Annotated in this window: 18 protein-coding genes and 1 riboswitch; of the genes, 9 read left to right on the top strand and 9 right to left on the bottom strand. The window is 51.3% G+C overall.

Going from position 1 to position 20,487, the window contains the following annotated elements; genetic code table 11:
- Positions 1–127: 127 nt before the first annotated feature.
- Positions 128–1,168, top strand: coding sequence for a serine hydrolase domain-containing protein (locus ACVB80_RS04755; protein WP_481080124.1), 1,041 nt, complete (start codon positions 128–130; stop codon positions 1,166–1,168).
- Positions 1,169–1,280: 112 nt separating this feature from the next.
- On the opposite strand, the gene infA is transcribed toward ACVB80_RS04755, so the two are convergent.
- The 3 genes from infA to aat form a co-directional block, all read right to left on the bottom strand.
- Positions 1,281–1,499, bottom strand: coding sequence for a translation initiation factor IF-1 (gene infA, locus ACVB80_RS04750; protein WP_001040192.1), 219 nt, complete (start codon positions 1,497–1,499; stop codon positions 1,281–1,283).
- A gap of 82 nt (positions 1,500–1,581) precedes the next feature.
- Positions 1,582–2,283, bottom strand: a complete 702-nt coding sequence (locus ACVB80_RS04745) for an arginyltransferase (RefSeq protein WP_481080123.1) — start codon at positions 2,281–2,283, stop codon at positions 1,582–1,584.
- Positions 2,276–3,004 (bottom strand): leucyl/phenylalanyl-tRNA--protein transferase, encoded by a 729-nt coding sequence (gene aat / locus ACVB80_RS04740; protein ID WP_481080122.1) that lies wholly within the window; start codon positions 3,002–3,004, stop codon positions 2,276–2,278. The genes ACVB80_RS04745 and aat overlap by 8 nt, the downstream gene beginning before the upstream one ends.
- Before the next feature lie 33 nt (positions 3,005–3,037).
- Here aat and ACVB80_RS04735 point away from each other — a divergent pair, with 33 nt between their 5' ends.
- Both ACVB80_RS04735 and aroA read left to right on the top strand, forming a co-directional pair.
- A complete protein-coding gene (locus ACVB80_RS04735) occupies positions 3,038–3,493 on the top strand; it encodes an outer membrane lipoprotein (protein ID WP_481080121.1) in 456 nt (151 codons plus the stop codon).
- Between the two features lie 132 nt (positions 3,494–3,625).
- On the top strand, positions 3,626–4,912 hold the full coding sequence (gene aroA, locus ACVB80_RS04730) for a 3-phosphoshikimate 1-carboxyvinyltransferase (protein WP_481080371.1): 1,287 nt from the start codon (positions 3,626–3,628) through the stop codon (positions 4,910–4,912).
- Positions 4,913–4,967: 55 nt separating this feature from the next.
- On the opposite strand, the gene ACVB80_RS04725 is transcribed toward aroA, so the two are convergent.
- The gene (locus ACVB80_RS04725; RefSeq protein WP_481080120.1) at positions 4,968–5,219 is read right to left on the bottom strand and encodes a YciN family protein; all 252 of its coding nucleotides are present in this window, start codon (positions 5,217–5,219) and stop codon (positions 4,968–4,970) included.
- A 448-nt stretch (positions 5,220–5,667) separates the two neighbouring features.
- Here ACVB80_RS04725 and topA point away from each other — a divergent pair, with 448 nt between their 5' ends.
- The 5 genes from topA (at position 5,668) to ACVB80_RS04700 (ending at position 15,308) form a co-directional block, all read left to right on the top strand.
- Positions 5,668–8,298: a type I DNA topoisomerase gene (topA, locus tag ACVB80_RS04720; RefSeq protein ID WP_481080119.1), complete on the top strand. Its 2,631-nt coding sequence runs from the start codon at positions 5,668–5,670 to the stop codon at positions 8,296–8,298.
- 230 nt (positions 8,299–8,528) lie between these two features.
- A complete protein-coding gene (locus tag ACVB80_RS04715) occupies positions 8,529–11,291 on the top strand; it encodes an EAL domain-containing protein (RefSeq protein WP_481080118.1) in 2,763 nt (920 codons plus the stop codon).
- 385 nt (positions 11,292–11,676) lie between these two features.
- Positions 11,677–12,894, top strand: coding sequence for a glucose-1-phosphate adenylyltransferase (gene glgC, locus ACVB80_RS04710; RefSeq protein ID WP_481080117.1), 1,218 nt, complete (start codon positions 11,677–11,679; stop codon positions 12,892–12,894).
- Positions 12,884–14,350, top strand: coding sequence for a glycogen synthase GlgA (glgA, locus tag ACVB80_RS04705; protein WP_481080116.1), 1,467 nt, complete (start codon positions 12,884–12,886; stop codon positions 14,348–14,350). The genes glgC and glgA overlap by 11 nt, the downstream gene beginning before the upstream one ends.
- Positions 14,351–14,507: 157 nt before the next feature.
- The gene (locus ACVB80_RS04700; RefSeq protein WP_481080115.1) at positions 14,508–15,308 is read left to right on the top strand and encodes an alpha/beta fold hydrolase; all 801 of its coding nucleotides are present in this window, start codon (positions 14,508–14,510) and stop codon (positions 15,306–15,308) included.
- Positions 15,309–15,329: 21 nt separating this feature from the next.
- Here ACVB80_RS04700 and ACVB80_RS04695 read toward each other — a convergent pair whose 3' ends face one another.
- The 5 genes from ACVB80_RS04695 to torD all read right to left on the bottom strand — a co-directional run bounded on the left by ACVB80_RS04695 (position 15,330) and on the right by torD (position 19,467).
- A complete protein-coding gene (locus ACVB80_RS04695) occupies positions 15,330–15,638 on the bottom strand; it encodes a DUF2007 domain-containing protein (RefSeq protein ID WP_481080114.1) in 309 nt (102 codons plus the stop codon).
- A complete protein-coding gene (locus ACVB80_RS04690) occupies positions 15,635–16,330 on the bottom strand; it encodes a TVP38/TMEM64 family protein (protein WP_481080113.1) in 696 nt (231 codons plus the stop codon). Before ACVB80_RS04690 ends, ACVB80_RS04695 begins: the two co-directional genes overlap by 4 nt.
- A gap of 218 nt (positions 16,331–16,548) precedes the next feature.
- Entirely contained in the window at positions 16,549–17,139 is a 591-nt protein-coding gene (locus ACVB80_RS04685) for a TfoX/Sxy family DNA transformation protein (protein ID WP_481080112.1), read from the bottom strand.
- 107 nt (positions 17,140–17,246) lie between these two features.
- Positions 17,247–17,349, bottom strand: a riboswitch (cyclic di-GMP riboswitch).
- Positions 17,350–17,508: 159 nt separating this feature from the next.
- Entirely contained in the window at positions 17,509–18,513 is a 1,005-nt protein-coding gene (purR, locus tag ACVB80_RS04680; RefSeq protein ID WP_481080111.1) for an HTH-type transcriptional repressor PurR, read from the bottom strand.
- Between the two features lie 306 nt (positions 18,514–18,819).
- On the bottom strand, positions 18,820–19,467 hold the full coding sequence (gene torD, locus ACVB80_RS04675) for a molecular chaperone TorD (protein ID WP_481080110.1): 648 nt from the start codon (positions 19,465–19,467) through the stop codon (positions 18,820–18,822).
- A gap of 232 nt (positions 19,468–19,699) precedes the next feature.
- Here torD and torR point away from each other — a divergent pair, with 232 nt between their 5' ends.
- Entirely contained in the window at positions 19,700–20,413 is a 714-nt protein-coding gene (gene torR, locus ACVB80_RS04670; protein WP_481080109.1) for a two-component system response regulator TorR, read from the top strand.
- Positions 20,414–20,487 lie beyond the last annotated feature (74 nt).

Below are 20,487 nucleotides of genomic sequence, written 5' to 3'. Positions count from 1 at the left end.
ATTTACCGCGCGTTTTTTTATTTGCCCCGCATGGTTTTGTAAGAACGTACGATTTCATCTGCTGTTTATCGTTTCTTTATCTGACTGCTGCTATACCTGAGCTGAACGATACAGCGGACAGACAGATATGAAATGGTTTAAATGGGTTTTAATTACACTGGTAGTGGCTGGCTGCGGGCAGAAAGATGTCGATGTGGTTACTGCTGGTGAACGTTTTCAGCTGCTGACAGAAAAGGTTCAGCAACAACAAACAGGTAACCTGCACAGCCTGGTGGTGTGGCAGGATGGGATTAAGGAACTGGAGTTGTATCGCAGCGGCTCCGGGTATTATGGCCTGTACAATACGCCGAATGTCCCGTCGGGGCCCGGAGAGCTCCATAATGTCCACTCAGTCACCAAATCTTTCGTTGCAACGCTGATATTCATCGCTGTAGATGAAGGCCGGCTTGAGGGGCTGGATGTTCCGGTGTTTTCTCTGTTTCCTGAATATGAGGGGGATGACCGGAAGGAGAAGCAGGCAATGACGGTGCGGGATTTACTGGATATGTCTGCCGGGTACGCACTCGATGAGCTCTCGGTGCCATACGGCACAGGTAATCCTTTCAACCGGCACTATATGGCGCCTGATCTGAAGGCCCAGTTTCTTGAAACCCGGCTGGCATTTGAACCCGGCTCTAAGTTCTGTTACAGCGGTATGTCTACGGTTGGACTGAGCAAAATAGTGGAGCAGTTATACGGCGAGCCTTTCGCAAAGGTGATGAAAGTAAAACTGTTTGACCCGCTTGGGATCAAGAACTATCGCTGGATACCTCATCAGGGGAGCGGAGAGCCCGGAGCAGACTGGGGGCTGATGATCGACACTGAAGCGATGGGCCGTTTTGGCCAGATGTGGCTGAACCGGGGCGTCTGGCAGGGCAAACAGATTGTGGCAGCGCACTGGGCTGAGGAAGTCAGCAAAAGCCGTTTTGGTTACTACAGCGTCGGCTATGGGATGCATTTCTGGCAATGGAAAGATGGTTCAGGTGCGTACGCGGCTCAGGGGTATGGTGAGCAATATATTGTCGTGGTGCCGGACAAGAATGCAGTTATTGTCGCAACCGGTGGGAACTATCACTCGAATCAGATGACTACAGCGGCACTGATCCAGAGTCTTATCCGGAGCCTGTAGACCCGGCAGGAGCGGAACTGAACAAATATGAAAACGCAAAAACGGAGCCTCAGGCTCCGTTCTCGTATACCGTTTCAGCAGACAGAGGCCTGCACCGGGGTATGCCGGGAGATTAACGCGCGCGGAAGACGATACGGCCTTTAGACAGGTCGTATGGAGTCATCTCTACGGTTACTTTGTCACCAGTAAGAATACGGATGTAGTTCTTACGCATTTTACCAGAGATGTGCGCAGTCACTACGTGACCGTTTTCAAGCTCAACACGGAACATAGTGTTTGGAAGAGTGTCAAGAACCGTGCCTTGCATCTCAATTACGTCTTCTTTGGCCATTTAATCCTCTTTGAAAATTGGCTGCATTTTTAACGGGCGAATTTTGCCGTTAAAAATGAAAAAAGTAAAGTTGCGGCGTATTCTACCCTTGCCACCGGTGATTTACTAGCCTTTGATTTGGCTTAAACCGCACTTTGTAGTTCATTGCGGGACAGGCGTCGATTTGATAGCCAAGATAGAGCCACTGTTTACGGGCCTGTTTGCAGTAGGCAATTTGCAGTAATACCGACAGAGTACCCAGTGATAACGGGCTGTCCGGGTCGAAGAAGGTATAGAACGCAGACGCGCACTGAGACATCACATCGGTGACCGCAACCGAAATCAGTTTGCCGTTCTGGTAGACGTGTAAAAACTGGCAGTCGAGCCATTTACAGCGGGCGAACTCGTCGAACTCCTGTTTATTTGGCGGGTACATGCTGCCCCCGGCGTGGCGGGATTCGATGTAACGCTCGTAAAGTTCATACCAGCCATCATCCAGTTTGTCCTTCATCTGCCATTCCAGATTATCAGCCTGTTTGATCAGCCGCTTATGGCTTTTGGTCGGCGTATACTCGGGCACGCTCAGCCTGAGTGAGTGGCAGGCGGTGCAGTTGTCACAATGGGGTTTGTAAATAGTATCGCCGCTGCGGCGAAAGCCATTTGCAAGCAGCAGTTCATAGCCATTGCTGTTGTGAAGGGACGGATCCATGACCACTGCAACGCGCTCCTGGTGATCTTCCAGATAGCTGCAGGGGTGGTTGTCGGTCAGTCCGATACGGATCTGGGTCTGATCTTTTTTATTCATGGGGCTCCTCTGTCTGCGGTGAGCGCAGTGCCTGGGGCTGAAAACAGCGCTCAGCCAATGGCTGGTCTTTCCAGTCACGCAGCCGGGCAAGAAAATCTTCGCGCGCCATGCCCTGCGCGCCAAGCGAGCTGAGATGGTCGTTCATCACCTGGCAGTCGATAAGTTGCCCGCCATGGGCAGAAAAGTGCTCACAGAAGTACCACAGCGCCGTTTTGGAGGCGTTGGTTTCCAGGCTGAACATCGACTCGCCACAAAAGACCTGGCCGACTGAGACGCCATACAGGCCGCCTATCAGGCTGTCTTCGAGCCACACTTCCACAGAGTGAACCCGGCCAAGGTCTGCCAGCGCCAGGTAAGCCTCGCGCATTTCCGGCAGCAGCCAGGTCTCTTCCGGGCCGCGGGTTTCGGCACACAGGCGGATCACTTCGTCGGTTGCCCGGTTGACGGACACCTGGTAGCCACTTTTTCTGACAAATTTTTTAAGACTTTTGGACGGTTTGAATGTCTTAGGATCAAACACAGCTCGATTTGCCGGGCTCCACCACAGGATAGGCTCACCTGCGCTGTACCAGGGAAAGATCCCCTGCGAGTAGGCAGTCAGCAATCTGCCAGGGCTGAGATCGCCGCCCATGGCGAGCAGCCCGTCCGGATCGCTCAGGGCGTGATCGTGCGGGGGGAACTGGTCGTGGTGACCTTCAAGGTCGGGCAAGTAAATCTTCATAGTTCAAGTGTGACAGTTTTTTGGAGAAGTATAATGAGAAAGTGGCTTATTTTATTACTGGTTATACCAGTTTTTTGTTCTGCTGCGTACCAGCGGAATCAGGCCCGACCTGTGGAAAAGGTGGTGTATGGCCAGCTTGAAACGGTGCGGTATATTACAGAGCAGGAGATCGTGCAGTCAAAAGCCACTGGCTGGCATACCCTGGCCGGTGCAACGATTGGTGGCCTGGTCGGTAATCAGTTTGGCGGCGGGCACGGCAAAGAAGTGGCGACCATAGTCGGCGCGCTGGCGGGTGCGCACGTGGCTCACCAGCAGGCTGAGCAGGTCTACCGCATCGAGCATAAGCTGGTGGAGCTGCTGATCAAAACCGAAGACGGCCAGCTGATCGATGTAATTCAGGATATTGATCCCAACATGCTGTTTGGCCCGGGGGACAAGGTCCGTATTCTTTACTTCAGCAACGGGGTTCGGGTGGACGTCGTGTACTGAGCCAACCTTTCGCATAAAAATTCATTCCGGAGCCCCTAGCCAAGCAGGGGCTTTTTCGTTAGTCTGCAAAAACGATGAATTTTAGCAGTCCGCATGCGGTATTGCGGAAGATAAAGGATGAACTCAAATTCAATGGAAAGCCTTACCTTACAGCCGATTCAGCAGGTTTCCGGCGTTGTAAACCTGCCTGGCTCAAAAAGTGTTTCAAACCGTGCCCTGTTGCTGGCGGCACTGGCCTCCGGTACCACCCGACTGACTAACCTGCTCGACAGTGATGACATTCGCCACATGCTCAATGCACTGGAGCAACTGGGTGTTTCTTATCGTCTCTCAGAAGATAAGACCGTTTGTGAAGTTGAAGGCCTTGGTGGTGCGTTTGATGCCCCTCAGGCGCTCGAGCTGTTTCTGGGCAACGCCGGTACGGCGATGCGCCCGCTGGCGGCGGCGCTGTGTCTTGGCAAAGGCGATTTTGTTCTGACCGGCGAACCACGGATGAAAGAGCGTCCTATTGGTCACCTGGTGGACGCGCTGCGCACAGCAGGCGCAGAGATTGAATATCTGGAAAACGAAGGTTATCCGCCTTTGAAAATCACCGGCAGTGGCCTGAAAGGCGGCCGGGTTGGTATTGATGGCTCGATCTCAAGTCAGTTTTTGACCGCATTTCTGATGGCGGCACCACTGGCATCCGGTGATGTGCAGATCGACATCATCGGTGAGCTGGTGTCCAAGCCTTACATCGATATCACCCTGCACATCATGGCTCAGTTTGGTGTTGAGGTGGAAAACCGTGACTACCAGAGCTTCGTGGTCAAAGCCGGTCAGAGCTATAAAGCGCCGGGCGATTTTCTGGTTGAAGGTGATGCCTCTTCGGCTTCTTACTTCCTGGCTGCGGCTGCGATTAAGGGCGGTGAGATCAAGGTTACAGGTATCGGCAAAAACAGCATCCAGGGCGATGTTCAGTTCGCGGACGCGCTGGCAGCAATGGGTGCTGAAATCGAGTGGGGCGGGGATTATGTTACTGCCCGTCGTGGTGAGCTGAAAGCGGTCGATATGGACTTTAACCATATCCCGGATGCAGCGATGACGATTGCAACTGCTGCGCTGTTTGCCGAAGGTACTACGGCAATCCGTAACGTATACAACTGGCGGGTGAAAGAGACTGACCGTCTGTTCGCTATGGCAACAGAGCTGAGAAAAGTGGGCGCCGAAGTGGAAGAGGGTGAAGATTACATCATCATTACCCCGCCAGCGAAGCTGAAACACGCAGCGATCGATACGTACGATGATCACCGTATTGCGATGTGTTTCTCACTGGTCGCGTTGAGTGATACACCGGTGACCATCAATGATCCGGGCTGTACCTCAAAAACCTTCCCGGATTACTTTGATAAGTTAGCCGGGCTGAGTACTAAGGCCTGATAAAACACAAACCCCGGATTTTACTCCGGGGTTTTTCTTGTCCGCAGCCAGGGGATTACCCCTGCAGGGTAAACTCTTTTGACAGGTGGTGCGCCAGGTATTTAAACATGTTAAATACCGCGGTGGTTTTCTCCGTTGGCAGACCTTTGTCGTCGAGGAAGTAGTTGCCTTTAAACACCAGAACCCCGTCTTTTTCGGTGACGGAATCGGCGCGCATCCCTTCAAGATAGTCGTCGTGTTCCTGAATAATCTGGTTGGCAATCAGAAGCAGATCAAATTCACTGATGGCTTTAATTTCGTTACTCATACAACACCCTGGTTAGTCAGATAATTTTGAAAGCGCTGTTTTACACCGCCCACCAGGAGAATTCAAGGGCAGGGTGTTACACGAGCGCCACTTTTGTGTACACTGCGCGGCCGGTTTGTCTGCATTGCTATCGGCAGACTTTCATTTTGAAGACGTGGTATTAACGTCCGGGTATGCGGCTGAGGGGATGAGTTGTGCTTTTGCCTGATTTTGTGAGCAGCCGCTGAAATCGATTTATTTTACTAGTTTATCTCATACCGGATGATTACTATGGCGGGCGTTTTTGTTTGCCAGGGTCGATAAGGATTGTCGACTGGGCGAGCAGTTAAAGTGGTTTTATTAAAAACTGGTTGATCTTCTGTCAAACTCGCACAATAGTAAAAAAAGAAGCAATGAATCAGTATGGTATGCGTTAAATGCGCCATCTAACGGGGACGTTTGAGTCAATATGGGTAAATCTCTTGTAATAGTGGAGTCACCTGCCAAGGCAAAGACGATAAATAAGTATCTTGGCAAAGACTACATCGTAAAGTCGAGTGTGGGTCACGTACGTGATCTGCCTACGGCCGGGCAAAGCAGCGGTACCAAAGCTGCAGCCATCTCTACCAAGGGTATGAGCCCTGAAGAGAAAGCTCGTATCAAAAAAGAAAAAGATCGCAAAGCGCTGATCAAGAAAATGGGTATTGATCCATACCACGGCTGGGAACCAAATTATCAGATCCTGCCGGGTAAAGAGAAAGTGGTCGCTGAGCTGCAAAAGCTCGCCAAAGACGCTGATCACGTTTATCTCGCAACCGATTTGGACCGCGAGGGAGAGGCCATAGCGTGGCACCTTCGTGAGATCATCGGTGGAGATGAAGAGCGCTATAAACGAGTTGTATTTAACGAAATTACCAAAAACGCTATCCAGCAGGCTTTCCAGGAACCTGGCGAGCTGAATATGGATGGGGTTAATGCCCAGCAGGCGCGTCGTTTTATGGACCGCGTGGTAGGCTTTATGGTTTCACCTCTGCTGTGGAAGAAAGTGGCCCGTGGCCTTTCTGCAGGTCGTGTTCAGTCGGTAGCGGTGAAGCTGCTGGTAGAGCGTGAGCGTGAAATCAACGCCTTTATCCCGGAAGAGTTTTGGGATATTCACGCTGACACAAAAACCGCCTCACAGCAGGACTTCCGTCTGCTGGTGGCACAAAAAGACGGCAGTGCGTTTAAGCCGCTCAATAAAGAGCAGGCTCACAGCGCGGTAGCCACGCTTGAAAAAGCCGACTACGAAGTCTGCAAGCGTGAAGACCGTCCGACCAGCAGCAAGCCTTCTGCACCATACATCACCTCGACGCTGCAACAGGCGGCGAGTACCCGTCTGGGTTACGGCGTTAAGAAGACCATGATGCTGGCTCAGCGTCTGTATGAAGCGGGTTACATCACCTATATGCGTACCGACTCGACTAACCTGAGTGCCGAGGCGGTAGACGCTGTACGCGGCTTTATCGGCAGCGAGTACGGTGACCAGTACCTGCCTGCCAAACCTAACCTGTACGGCAGTAAGCAGGGCGCACAGGAAGCGCACGAAGCGATTCGTCCTTCAAGCGTTGATGTGAAAGCCGAAGACCTGCAGGGCATGGACCCGGACGCGCACAAGATTTACCAGCTGATCTGGAACCAGTTTGTTGCCTGTCAGATGACGCCGGCGAAATACGACTCGACGACACTGAGTGTTAAAGCAGCGGAATACACCCTGAAAGCGAAAGGCCGCATCCTGAAGTTTGACGGCTGGACCCGCGTTCAGCGCCCTCTGGGTAAAAATGAAGACCAGATCCTGCCTGCAGTACAGATCGGCGATAAGCTGAGTCTGGAAGCGCTGGATCCGAAACAGCACTTCACCAAGCCGCCGGCACGCTTTACTGAAGCAGCGCTGGTTAAAGAGCTTGAAAAGCGCGGTATTGGCCGCCCGTCTACCTATGCGTCGATCATCTCGACCATTCAGGACCGTGGCTACGTGAAAGTTGACCAGCGTCGTTTCTACGCTGAGAAGATGGGTGAGATCGTAACCGACCGTCTGGATGACAGCTTTAACGACCTGATGAACTACGACTTCACTGCGCGTATGGAAGAGAAACTCGACCAGATCGCAGAAGGGCAGACCAGCTGGAAAGGCGTACTGGATGCGTTCTTTGCTGACTTTACCACCGATCTTGAGAAAGCAGAGCTGGACGAAGATTTGGGCGGTATGAAGCCGAATAACATCGTTCTGACTGATATTGAGTGTCCGACCTGTGGCCGCCCAATGGGTATCCGCACCGCTTCTACCGGTGTGTTCCTGGGCTGTTCCGGTTATGCTCTGCCACCAAAAGAGCGCTGTAAGACCACCATCAACCTGGGTGACGAAGAAGGCATTATCAACGTTCTGGAAGAAGACGTTGAAACCGCTGCCCTGCGCGCCAAAAAGCGTTGTCCTAAGTGTGAAACCGCGATGGACGCTTACCTTATCGATGATAAGCGCAAGCTGCATGTATGTGGTAACAACCCTAACTGTGATGGTTACGTGGTTGAACACGGTGAGTTCAAGCTGAAAGGCTACGATGGCCCGGTGGTTGAGTGTGACAAGTGTGGCTCCGACATGGTTCTGAAAAACGGCCGTTTCGGTAAGTACATGGACTGCACAAGCGAGACCTGTAAGAACACCCGTAAGATCCTGAAAAATGGCGAGGTTGCGCCACCTAAAGAGGATCCGGTTCACTTCCCTGAACTGCCGTGTGAAAACTCTGATGCGTACTTTGTACTGCGTGACGGAGCATCCGGCCTGTTTATGGCAGCGAGCAACTTCCCTAAATCTCGTGAGACGCGAGCGCCGAAAGTGTCTGAGCTGGCTCAGTACGTGGATCGCCTGTCAGATAAGTTCAAATACCTGGCAACAGCGCCGGTAGCCGACCCGGATGGCCGTGAAACCGTGGTTCGTTTCAGCCGTAAATCGAAAGAGAACTATGTTCGCTCTGAGATTGATGGCAAACCATCAGGCTGGACGGCGCTATACATTGACGGTAAATGGGAAATTACCGACAAGCGTAAGAAGCCAAAAGAGAAATAAAACGAAGCAGCCTCCGGGCTGCTTTTTTTTTGTTCATGTGTTTGACTGGATAAGGGATTTTGGCTAAATATAGAACAAAAGCATAAATAAAATTTCAACTAATATAACTATTAATTCAAGGGTCGTTCCGGTTGCTTCATGATTAACAAATACAATTAAAATCAGTTCATTAGCCGGGATCACAAGCAGCATAACGTCGGCTGCGATACAAAGTTGGTTAGGGGGGAAGAGTGAAACTTATCAAAGGTTCTCTCAGGTCCCGGTTGCTGGCGATCACGTTTCTAGCGTTGTTGCCGGCAGTCGGTGTGTTGTCTGCGAACGTCTGGTTTGAATACCAGCAGCAGCGAAGGCAAGTGGAAGAGCAGGCGCTGTTCTCTGCCCAGGTTCTGCTCGATGAGCATAGTGAGGTGATCAGCAATACCCGTCACTTCTTAATCAGTCTCAGCCGGCGTGCTGAGTTGCAGGATCCGCTCAGCGCTGCCTGTGTTTCTGCCCTCAGGGAAAGCGTGCCGCTCAATGCTTATATCGTTAATCTGGGGCTGCCGGATACCCGCGGAGATCTCCACTGTAACGCCACGCCTCTCAGTGGTCCGGTGAATGTGGCGGACCGCTCCTACTTTCAGCAAACCATTTCACAGAAAACTTTCTCCATCGGTCAGTTTCAGCTCGACCGGGCAACCGGGGTGACTTCGGTTAACTTTGCTTATCCGGTCTACCGGCAGGGAGGCGGCCTGGTGGGGGCTGTGGTGGCCGTTGTCTCTCTCGACTGGTGGAGCCAGCGTCTGGCGAAGCTCGGCCTGCCTGACGACGCACAGGCGTTTGTCATCGATGCCGACAAGAAGGTTATCGCCTCTGGTTATCAGGATATGATCACAGCGAAAATGGAACCGCTCACAGGCAATGAGCTGGCGCTGACCAGACTGGGCATCAGTGAGTTTACTGATAATCAGGGAACAGAACGTCTGGCGGTGAGTCTTCCCCTGGAACTGAACGGACAAGATACCGGGATCCGCTTTGTGGTCTCTCTTGCTACTGAAAAGGCGTATGAGTCCGCGTATCACTACCTGCTGCGCAGCAGCGCGTTTTTGCTGCTGGGCTATATGCTGTTTATTGCCCTGTTGTGGTATGGGTTTGCCAACAACGTGCTGAAACCTGTGTATGCCCTGCTGAAAACCTCCAAGCAGTATATTGAGAGTGTGGACGACCGGGATGAAACCAGCCTGGACCAGATGGAAAGCTTTTATCTGCGCTTTAAGGAGGTTCTCAAAGAGCAGGAACGGCTGAAAACCGACCTGATTCAGAGTCAGTCGGAGCTGACCGACACCTGTCAGAGACTCAATTATCTGCTGGACCATTCACCGTTTGGCGTGGTTGAGTGGGATGCACAGCTGCGCATCTGCCGCTGGTCACCTGAGTGTGAACGTATCTTTATGGTCGCTACTGAGGATGTCGAAAACCGTGCAATCACGCAGCTTCCACCCGCTGTACGTACACATTTCACGGGTCTTGAGCGCCACCTCAAAGCGTTTCTCAGCGGCAGTAACAGCCGCAAAAGCTGGGAAGCCAAACTGTATGCAGAGGGCGGAACTGAGCGCGTACTGCGCTGGCGTTTTGCTTCCATTGATCATCAGGGTGGGGCCGCGAGTGGAGTGCTGGGCATGTTTGAGAACGTGACTCAGCAGGTAGAGTATCAGCGTGAAATTGAGTATCACGCCCGTTTTGACAGCCTGACCGGACTTCCCAACCGTTACGCGGTTTTGCAGCAGATCTCAGACCATATCAGCGGAGGACAGAGCTTTACCCTTGCTCTGGCAGATATCTGCGACTTTAAACGCGTTAACGACCATTACGGACATGAGTTCGGAGATATGCTGCTGGTAGAGCTGGCGGAGCGGGGCCAGGCGCAGCTCAGACGGGGTGAGGGCTTATCGCGCTGGGGAGGGAATGAGTTCCTGTTTGTTGTTCCCAGTGCAGACAATGACTACGCGCTGGAGAGGCTTGGTGCACTGAGAGCGGTGTTTGCTGAGCCTCTGGAGGTCGGTCACCGTGCGTATACACCGCAGGTGGTATGTGGCGTTGCCTCCTCTGCCATGGCTTCGGAAGAGGCTGGGGAGATAATCCGTTGTGCTGATCTGGCTGTGTATTTTGCCAAGCGCGAACGTGCAGCCGTCAGGGTTTACGACCCTGCGTTTGCCAAAATCGGCAGCGCTCAGTTTGAAATGCTGGCTGAGCTCAGAAACGCGTTGCCGCGTGGAGAGCTTGAGCTGTACTTTCAACCGATATTTGGTACCCGGACCGGCCGGTTTGAATCAGCCGAGGCCCTGCTGCGCTGGCATCATCCTGAGCGTGGCATGGTATCCCCGGCGGAGTTTATTCCGCTGGCGGAAGAGAGTGGTCTTATCATGCCGATTGGCAACTGGGTGCTGGAACAGAGCATTGCACAGATGAGCCGCTGGCGCAGCGAGGGAATTGAGCTCAATGATATCGCTGTTAACGTTTCAGCCCTGCAGCTTAATGATCCACATCTGGTGGACTACGTTACCGGGCTGTTTGAGAAATACCAGTTTTCTCCATCGCTTTTAACCATCGAAGTAACCGAGACCTCACTGCTCTCCAGTCAGCAGGATGTGATCGATAAGATCACACAATTGAAAGATATTGGTATCAAAATTGCACTTGATGATTTCGGAACCGGATATTCGAGCCTGAGCTATCTGAACGAACTGCCGCTGACCAAACTGAAAGTCGACCGCTCATTTATTAAGCGGATCGGGGATAAAGATAAAGAAGTGCTGCTTGATGCAATTTTTATTATTGCTCACGGACTTAAACTCAGGGTAGTAGCAGAAGGAATAGAAGAACACAACCAGGTGGAGTACCTTCTTAGCAGAGAGTGTGAATTCTGTCAGGGGTACTATTTCAGTAAGCCGTTATGTGTGAAGGAATTCGAGTTATTAATGCAGGAAAACACATGCACCAGACCGGTGCAGTAGCGCCCCGGGTTAACACACAATTTACATAATGGCTTTGATTTTGGTTACATTTGGTTAGACCAGTATATTTTACTAATTTAGTGATTGTAATTGCATATAAATTTCGTTAAAAATGGAATCACTAACGCGTACACAGGAAAAACGGGACAGGTGTGCGCGAAAAATATACAGTCCCGATATGGAATAAATTTTTGCCTGACTTGCCCAAACTGGAATGAGGATCACTTTTTGTACCTCTTGCTTTTGGCTGAGTCCGGCTCACAGTGTGGGCAATCGCCCCCTCGCTAAAAGCATAAGGATGAATGCTGCTTCAGCTCCCCTCCCTGTATTTTTAGCCCGGTCGCTCACACTGATGTGAATTACATTATAAATATGGAGATATAAAATGGCTGGTGTTCTAGGTATGATTCTTGCTGGAGGTGAAGGTTCACGTCTGCGTCCTCTGACAGAATCCCGTAGTAAGCCCTCGGTTCCGTTCGGCGGTAGCTACCGTCTGATCGACTTTGCTCTGAACAACTTCGTAAACGCAGACCTGATGCGCATCTACGTTTTGACTCAGTTCAAATCCCAATCCCTCTACCTGCACATGAAAAAAGGCTGGAACCTGTCTGGTATCACCGATCGTTTCATCGATCCGGTCCCTGCACAGATGCGTGATGGTAAGCGCTGGTATGAAGGTACAGCAGATGCGATTTACCAAAACATTCGTTTCATTGAACTGGCAAACCCGGATCAGGTAGCGATCTTCGGCTCTGACCATATCTACAAAATGGATATCCGTCAGATGCTGGACTTCCACAAGCGTATGGAAGCCAAGCTGACCGTATCTGCGATTCGTATGCCACTGTCTGAGGCGTCTCAGTTCGGTGTTATCGAAGTAGATTCAACCGGTAAGATGATCGGTTTTGAAGAGAAGCCTGCAAATCCAAAATCTATCCCGGGTTCTCCTGAGGAAGCACTGGTTTCAATGGGTAACTACATCTTCGAATCTGACGCTCTGTGTAAAGAGCTGCGCGAAGATGCAGAGCTGGAAAACTCCAGCCACGACTTCGGTAAAGACATCATTCCTAAGATGTTCCCGGAAGGTGACGTGTACGTGTACGACTTCTCAACCAATAAGATCAGTGGTGAGAAAGATACCACTTACTGGCGTGATGTAGGTACGATTGACTCGTACTGGGCGGCGCACATGGATCTGCTTGAGCACGATCCTGACTTCTCCCTGTACAACCGCAGCTGGCAGCTGCACACATACTACCCGCCTCTGCCACCTGCAACTTTTGTGGATGTAAATGACCGCAAAGTGAAAGTAACTGACAGCCTGATCTCTGGCGGCAGCTACGTTCAGGGTTCTGAAATCTACAAGTCAGTGCTGGGTTACCGCAGTAACGTTGCTGCCGGTTCTGTCATCAGCGAATCGATTCTGCTGGGTGATACCAAGATTGGTGCGGGTTGTAAGATCCGTCGCGCTATTATCGACAAGAATGTTGAAATTGCACCAGGTACTGTTATCGGTGAAGATCTTGAGCTGGATGCGCAGCGCTTCCACGTCTCACCAGACGGTATCGTTGTGATCAGTAAAGGAACAAAAGTTGGATTCTAAACTAAATATTTGGTTTACAGTTTCCGAAGCAGAAGGACTGGTAAAAAGTGGTGGCTTGGCCGATGTGGCCAAGGCACTGCCGAAAGCCCTTCAAAACATTGGCCACGAAGTGGCCATTGTTCTTCCTGCTTATCAGAAACTACCAGGAAAAACAGAAGCGGAAGTTGTCCTCTCTGCAGAGCTGGATTACTGGCCGCACATTCGCTACCAGGTTCGTAAACTGGCGCTTGATGGCGTAACGGTTTACGCAGTGGAGTGTGATAAGTACTTCGATCGTCCTGAGCTTTACGCAGAAGCGAACAAAGCGTATGCGGATAATGGCGAGCGCTTTGGCTTCTTTGCTTCAGCGGCGCTGGATATGCTCCCGAAACTGGGTGTTCACCCGGATATCATTCATGCCAATGACTGGCATACCGGCCTTGTCCCATTCCTGCTTAAAACCCGTTATGCGCACGATGAGCGTTACACAGGTATTAAGAGTGTCCTGACGGTTCACAACGCCATCTTCAAAGGTATTTACTCGTACCGCGAGCTGGAAATCATCCCTGAGCTCAACCTGTCTGGTATGGGACACCTTCAGTATGGTCACGACCATATCAGCATGCTGCGTGCGGGCGTTCATTTTGCCGATAAGGTCAACGCGGTCAGCCCGAACTACGCGTCAGAGCTGATGACAGCGCTGGGTTCGCACGGCATGGTGGATGACTTTGTTCACCGCAGCGCCGATCTGTACGGCATCCTCAATGGCTGTGATTACAGCGAGTGGAGCCCGGAGAACGACAAGCACATCGCGGCAAACTACCGCGTTGAGCAGAAGAGCATGATCGCCGGTAAGGCGAAAAACAAACGCGCGCTTCAGAAAGAAACCGGCCTGCCGGAAGTGAAGAAGCCGATGTTTGGCATGGTTTGCCGCCTGACTCACCAGAAAGGTTTTCATTACCTGCTGCCAATCCTGGATAAGTTCCTCCACAACGATGTGCAGCTGGTTATCGTGGGTACCGGTGAACCGGAAGTGGCTGAGAAACTGCACGCAATTGCGGCGCGTTTCCCGGAGAAGTTTGCTTTTGTTGAAGCCTACAACAACCGCCTGGCGCACCTCGTAGAAGCGGGCAGTGAGTTCTTCATTATGCCGTCTGAGTTCGAGGCCTGTGGCCTTAACCAGATCTACAGCATGGCTTATGGCACTCTGCCAATTGTCCGTGCTGTTGGTGGCCTGAAGGATACTGTGACCGATTACGATCAGAATCCGGAAGATGCGACTGGTTTCTGCTTCGAAGAGCCGGAGCCGTATGCTCTGCTGGCGACTCTGCAGCGCGCACTGATCCTGAGCCTCCAGAGCCCGGAGACGATGCGTAAAGTTCAGCTCAATGCGATGAAGAAAGACTTCAGCTGGGAGCTGGCTGCAGAGGAATACCTGGTGATGTATCGCGCAGCAATAACCGGTCAACAGCATTAATGATTGCCATGTTAAGTAATTCAAGCCTCCTGAGTGGGGGCTTTTTTACGTTTGTTTACGGTGTTTTGCCACCGTTAGAGTACTTTGACTACTTTTTCTGTGCTAATCTTCACTGCAAAAAGTATGCTATTTACTAATTCATCACCAGAAGCTTTTTATGGCCGCCGACCTGTTATTTCATAGAACGTATCCTCATCCAACCAGCGACCAGTGGGTAGTCTTTGTCCACGGGGCGGGCGGCAGTTCGTCCATCTGGTTTAAGCAGATCAAAGCCTATCGTCAGCATTTCAATCTGGTGCTGGTGGATTTGCGCGGTCATGGCCGCTCCAATTCAAATCAGCTTCTCAAAGACATTATCTCCAGTGAGTATACGTTTAAGGACGTGTCGCAGGACGTACTGAAGGTGCTTGACCACCTTAAGATCCAGTCGGCGCACTTTGTCGGCATGTCCCTTGGTACCATTATCGTCCGTAATCTTGCCGAGATTGCCTCTGAGAGGGTGAAAAGCATGGTGCTGGGCGGCGCGGTTACCCGTTTTAATACCCGCTCTCAGGTGCTGGTTAAGCTGGGAGACTGGAGCAAGCACTTTATCCCTTATATGTGGCTCTACAGCCTGTTCGCGTTTATTGTGATGCCGCAGCGCAGTCAGCGGGAATCGAGGCACATGTTTATCCGCGAAGCGAAGAAGCTGTGTCAGAAGGAGTTTAAACGCTGGTACACCCTGGCGGCAGAGGTAAACCCTCTGATGCGCTATTTCAAAGACCGTGACCTCTCTATTCCAACCCTGTACCTGATGGGGGAGAGGGATTACATGTTCATCCAGCCGGTGAAAGAGATGGTGAAAGTGCACCAGGAGAGCACGCTTGTGGAAATTCCTGGCTGTGGTCACGTCTGTAACGTGGAAAAGCCGGATGAGTTTAACCAGACTTCGATTGATTTTATTCGTCAGCACGCCTGAGTTCTCTACTCAGGCTAACATTTAAAGACTCTTGCCGCACTTCCAGCATACTCCAAACTGCGCTTCAATCTCCTCCTGGCACTCCGGACAGCGCCAGGGTTGCCCCGGATTCACATTACTCATTCTGTGCTGTTCTATCAGTCCGCTGGCCTGCTTAAACTGCTCAGGTCTGAACAGCCAGATATACGGTTCGCTGTCTGAGCCGAATGGCAGCTCTCCCTGCAGCCCGAACAGCCCCTCACCCCGCACTTCAGCATCTATGCCATGGGTTTTCAGCATCTCACACAGGATATGAGCCTCAGGCGGTGTGGAAGCGTGACACAGCTTCATGAACGCCCCTCAGATGTGCCGTCCGGTACGCTGCGAAACCTTGCCATCAGCCATTTCACTGCGACCGGGAAGATCCCCAGCAGGGCGAATGAGCCCAGTACCGCAGGGGAAGCGATACCTGAAAGCGATTCTATCTGAGCCAGCTGAGTACCGGCGTTGACGTACACTGCGGTGCCAGGCAGCATGCCTATCTGACTGATGAGATAGAAACGGCCGGCAGAGATAGGGGTCAGGCCCATCACCAGATTAATCAGAAAAAACGGGAAAACCGGGATAAGCCGCAGGGAGAAGAGATAAAACGCGCCGTCGCGCTCAATGCCCTGATTGATGGTGGTCAGCTTACTGCCAAAGCGCTGCTGGACCCAGTCACGCAGCAGGTAGCGGCTGCTGAGAAATGCCAGGGTTGCACCAAGGGTGCTGGCGAAAGAGACCAGCAGCAGGCCGTTGGTAAAGCCAAACAGGGCGGCAGCCAGCAGGGTAACCACGGTAGCGCCGGGAATGGAAAGCGCGGTCACCGCAACGTATAAAAGAAAGTAGCCACCAAAGGCTAACAAAAAGTTTTGTTCAATAAAGCCCGCCAGCGCCGCCTGCTGCGTTTTGGCGTTTTCCAGAGTCAGCAGGGGACCAAACTGATAACCCAGCCCCACAATAGCGGCTAACAGTACGATTCCGATAACGACCTTTTTGTTCATCTCAATATTCCGTTTTTATGTCTCTTAGAATTATGACAGGGAAACAGTGAGATTTCTTTCAGATATAAAGAGTTTCATTGTGGTGGCCGGTAAAGCCCGTAAACTGCGTACCACGTACCACGTACCACGTACCACGTACCACGTACCACGTACCACGTACCACGTACCGCGCAACCAAAAACACCGGCATCAAGCCGGTGTTTGTTCACGTTAAATTTTTAGCCCACCTGACTGAGCAGTTCATCACGCCGGGCCTGTGGAATAACAGACCAGTGACTGCCGCGGATCGCTCCCTCAAGCGCCCATAACAGTTCTACGCCCACTTTGCCTGAATGGCTTTGCTGGATGGCTTTATATGCGCCTGCTGCACCCTGATTTTGCAGCTCTTCCACACTGCAGATACCGGCTTTTTTAAGCATTCGTTCGGTACCAAGGCGAAGATTAGGCAGATCTTTCAGACGGTCAGGTTTGGCCTGAGCCTGCTGCTCTTTCTCCTGGCGGGCAATTTCGAGTGCGTGGGTGGCTTCTTCAATGATGATGTTCGGTGTCTGCCACATTGCCTCTGGCAGGGCGAAGTATTTGGTGACCACGGGGAAGCCGCGTTTTTTGTAAATGTAAGGTTCGAAGCCGGCCAGTTTGAAATCTTTTGCTTTCTGGTTGTCAGCGCGGATGAAAAGGGTATCGCCAACCACCAGTGCAAACATTACGTCGTCCGCGAAGACGCCGAAGCCTCCGAACATTGAACGGGATTTAATAGTTCCCAGACTCTCGAAGAGTCTCAGCGAGTTTTTTAGAGTAGGTTTGTTCATGCTGTATGTCCCGGTTTAGAAGTTCCGCCACTAAATTCAGGTCCGAGCATTTGAGCAAATCGATGCATGACTGATAGCGCGAGCTCGCGCTGGTGTGCATATTTGCCATCGGCAACCCCGCTACCATCCCAGTCCCTGACACGTCTCAGTTACTGGATTAGGCCGGTGGCTTTGCGTCCCACCCTTTCAGGTGGTTTGCCCTGTGCGTGACATCAGTTCAGGTTTTCATTTGAAATCGTATTTCGGAGAAAGCCTGATATAAAAAATAATAGTGAAAAAGCGGAATTAACATCACACTCGTCTGCATTTAGTGTGACATTGATCCAAATAAAAGCACGCGTTATGCGTGCTTTGTTTCATTATGCTGCCTTATCCAAGGCGTTTAACTGACTTACGTTCAACCAGCTCAGGTTGCATCTCGAACACGCGGCGCTCATGTTCTTTATCTTTGATGCGCTGCAGCAGCAGCTCGAATGCTGTTTTACCCACACGGCGTTTAGGCTGGTGGATGGTCGTCAGTGGTGGCGAGAAGTACGCCGACAGGTCCATGTTATCGTAACCGATCACGGAAACATCATCAGGGACGCGTAAGCCTTTTTCCTGAAGGCGGCTGATAAGACCCAGCGCCATGGTGTCATTGAAGCAGAACACAGCGGTCGGACGTTTGTCCATCGCCAGGATTTGCTCTGCTGCCATGACAGCAGTATCACATTCGAAGTTACCTTCAATGATGTTCTTCTCTTCGAATGGCAGACCGGCTTCTTCCATTGCGCGTTTGTAACCGGCGATACGCTCTTTACAGATCGCTTTCTCAAACTGACCAGACAGACACATAATGTCTTTGTGGCCGTTTTTGATCAGATAACTGGTCGCCAGGTAGCCACCTTCTTCTGAGTTATCGATGATCTTATCGGCACCTGAACTTTCAGGGCCCCAGTCCATGATAACTTTAGGGATGTCCGCGTGAGCATCAAGCATTTCACGCAGCTCTTCGGTCAGGTCAGAACACATCACCAGGATGCCGTCGACACGTTTTTCTGCCAGCATGCGGATATAGTCGCGCTGCTTTTCGTAGATACCGCCTGTATTACACAGGATCAGGGTGTAGCCCTGGCGGTAACAGTAGCTTTCCACACCATCAACCACTTCCGAGAAAAACGGGTTGGTTGACTGGGTGACCAGCATACCGATAGTACGGGTAGTATTACATTTCAGACTGCGCGCTACGGCACTCGGAGCATAGTTTAGCTCTTTTACTGCCTGCAGCACTTTTTCCTGCGTTGCTTCAGCAACAAAGCGGGTTTTGTTAATCACGTGCGAGACTGTGGTGGTGGACACCCCAGCTAAACGCGCAACATCTTTAATTGTGGCCATATATTTGTTCCTGTTTCTGCCGTATGGGCGCTTTTATCAGTTCTGCCGCAGGGGAAAAGGCCATACTGCGGTCAGAAAAGTTGGCGTGAAAAGCGAACCTGGCTGAAAACATATCTGTTAAAAAACAAAAAACCGCTAACTAACAGCGGCTTACCTTGCTTTCCAAATGGTTTATCATATTTTATCGTTTGCGGTCACAATTCTAGACTCATAATTGAGACCTGACAATCATAAATATGTCATTTTGCCGCGTTTCCATCACACAAATTAATTTTTCTTAACGCCAGCTAAAAAGGTCTGGCAGGCCTATTCGCCCGCCAGGTAGTGTCCGTCCAGGATCAGGAAGTCATGCAAAAGCGACGCTACCGCGGCATAAAAACCAAACTCGTCAAACTGCTGACATTTTTGCTTAAACTGAGGAACCCAGCTCAGCAGGTACTCATCAATGAAGGCTTTCTGTTCCAGGAGCGATGCTTCGAACTTCTCCGGTTTTTCACACTCGTTGGAGCGGATGATGAGGTTACCCAAAAAATCGAGCTCAACGGCCAGGTGATCCGCCGGTTCGTTGAAGCCTTCCTGCATTGAAATGCCTTTTTCCTGCATCAGTTCTTCCATCTGCCGGGCAGGCTCATCATTGAGCAGGCCGCTTTTGCCAATGTACATCGAGGCATAGGGCAGGGCGGCGTTTTTGTCAGTGGTCAGGAACAGACCACAAAAGTCAGCGGCCAGTTCGATCATGGCATCTTCTCTGTCCTGCAGACGGTTAAGGGCATCAACCAGGGCGGTAGTGGACGCTTTCAGCTGCTCTGTTTCACCCAGGCCGCTGATGAAGCTGCGGATCTCAGGGGTGTGATAGGTCGCCAGCTCTTTTTCATTGATCTCCCTGGCAAAGAGGCTGGACAGCCACCAGTATATTTCGGCACGCTTTTCGTTAAACAGCTTGCTCTCTTGCATGTCGGGTACTCCGTAAACTATTGATGTGGCGATTGTATCGCATATATATGAACAGCATCCGGTCGGGTTATGTAAGAAAAAGTGTTGTTTTGACAATATGTTAACAGTCGTCTCCGGTTTGTCTTGCATCAATAAAACCCGGGAAACACTATTAATTTTAGCCTATTTGCTAGAAATGTAACGGATTGTGAATAGAATAATAATGAAATCAGAAGAAATATAAGTGGTGTAGATGAGCTATCACGTTTTGGTCGTTGAAGACGATGTAGTAACACGCAGCAAACTGGCGGGTTACTTTCAAAATGAAGGGTATACCGTCAGCGAAGCCGAAAACGGCGAGCAGATGCGCGAAGTGCTGGCAAACAGCAGTGTGGATCTGGTGATGCTGGATATCAACCTTCCCAGTGAAGATGGGCTGATGCTGACCCGGGAGCTGAGAAGCCAGTCGGATATCGGTATTATCCTGGTGACCGGCCGTACCGACAGTATTGACCGCATTGTCGGGCTGGAAATGGGGGCAGATGATTACGTGACCAAGCCGTTTGAGTTGCGCGAGCTGCTGGTTCGGGTGAAAAACCTGCTGTGGCGGATTTCTCTGGTGGCTGAGGCCCGCTCAAGTGAGACCCGTAAGGAAGAGTCCGGACAGCTTATCCGTTTTGGTGAGTGGACCTTTGATGTTCAGCGCCGCGCGCTGAGCCGTAATGGTGAGCCGGTGAAACTGACCAAGGCCGAGTATGAGCTGTTAGTCGCGCTGTCGTCTCATCCTAATAAAGTACTGAGCCGTGAGCGTATTCTGAACATGATCAGTCACCGTGTGGATGCGCCTAACGACAGAACCATTGATGTTCTGATTCGGCGTATGCGTGCCAAGATGGAGCAGGACCCGAAGAACCCGCAGATCTTTGTGACGGTCCACGGTGAAGGGTATATGTTTGCCGGAGACTAGTTCAGGGCTGCGGATATACGCATAAAAAAACGGGAGCACTGACAGTGCTCCCGTTTTTCTTAATGAGAGTGTTT

It is taken from the genome of Vibrio sp. 9-16B-A1 (genome assembly GCF_056726165.1).
Note: the sequence above shows the minus strand (reverse complement) of the source record. Positions and strands in the feature narration are given on the sequence as shown.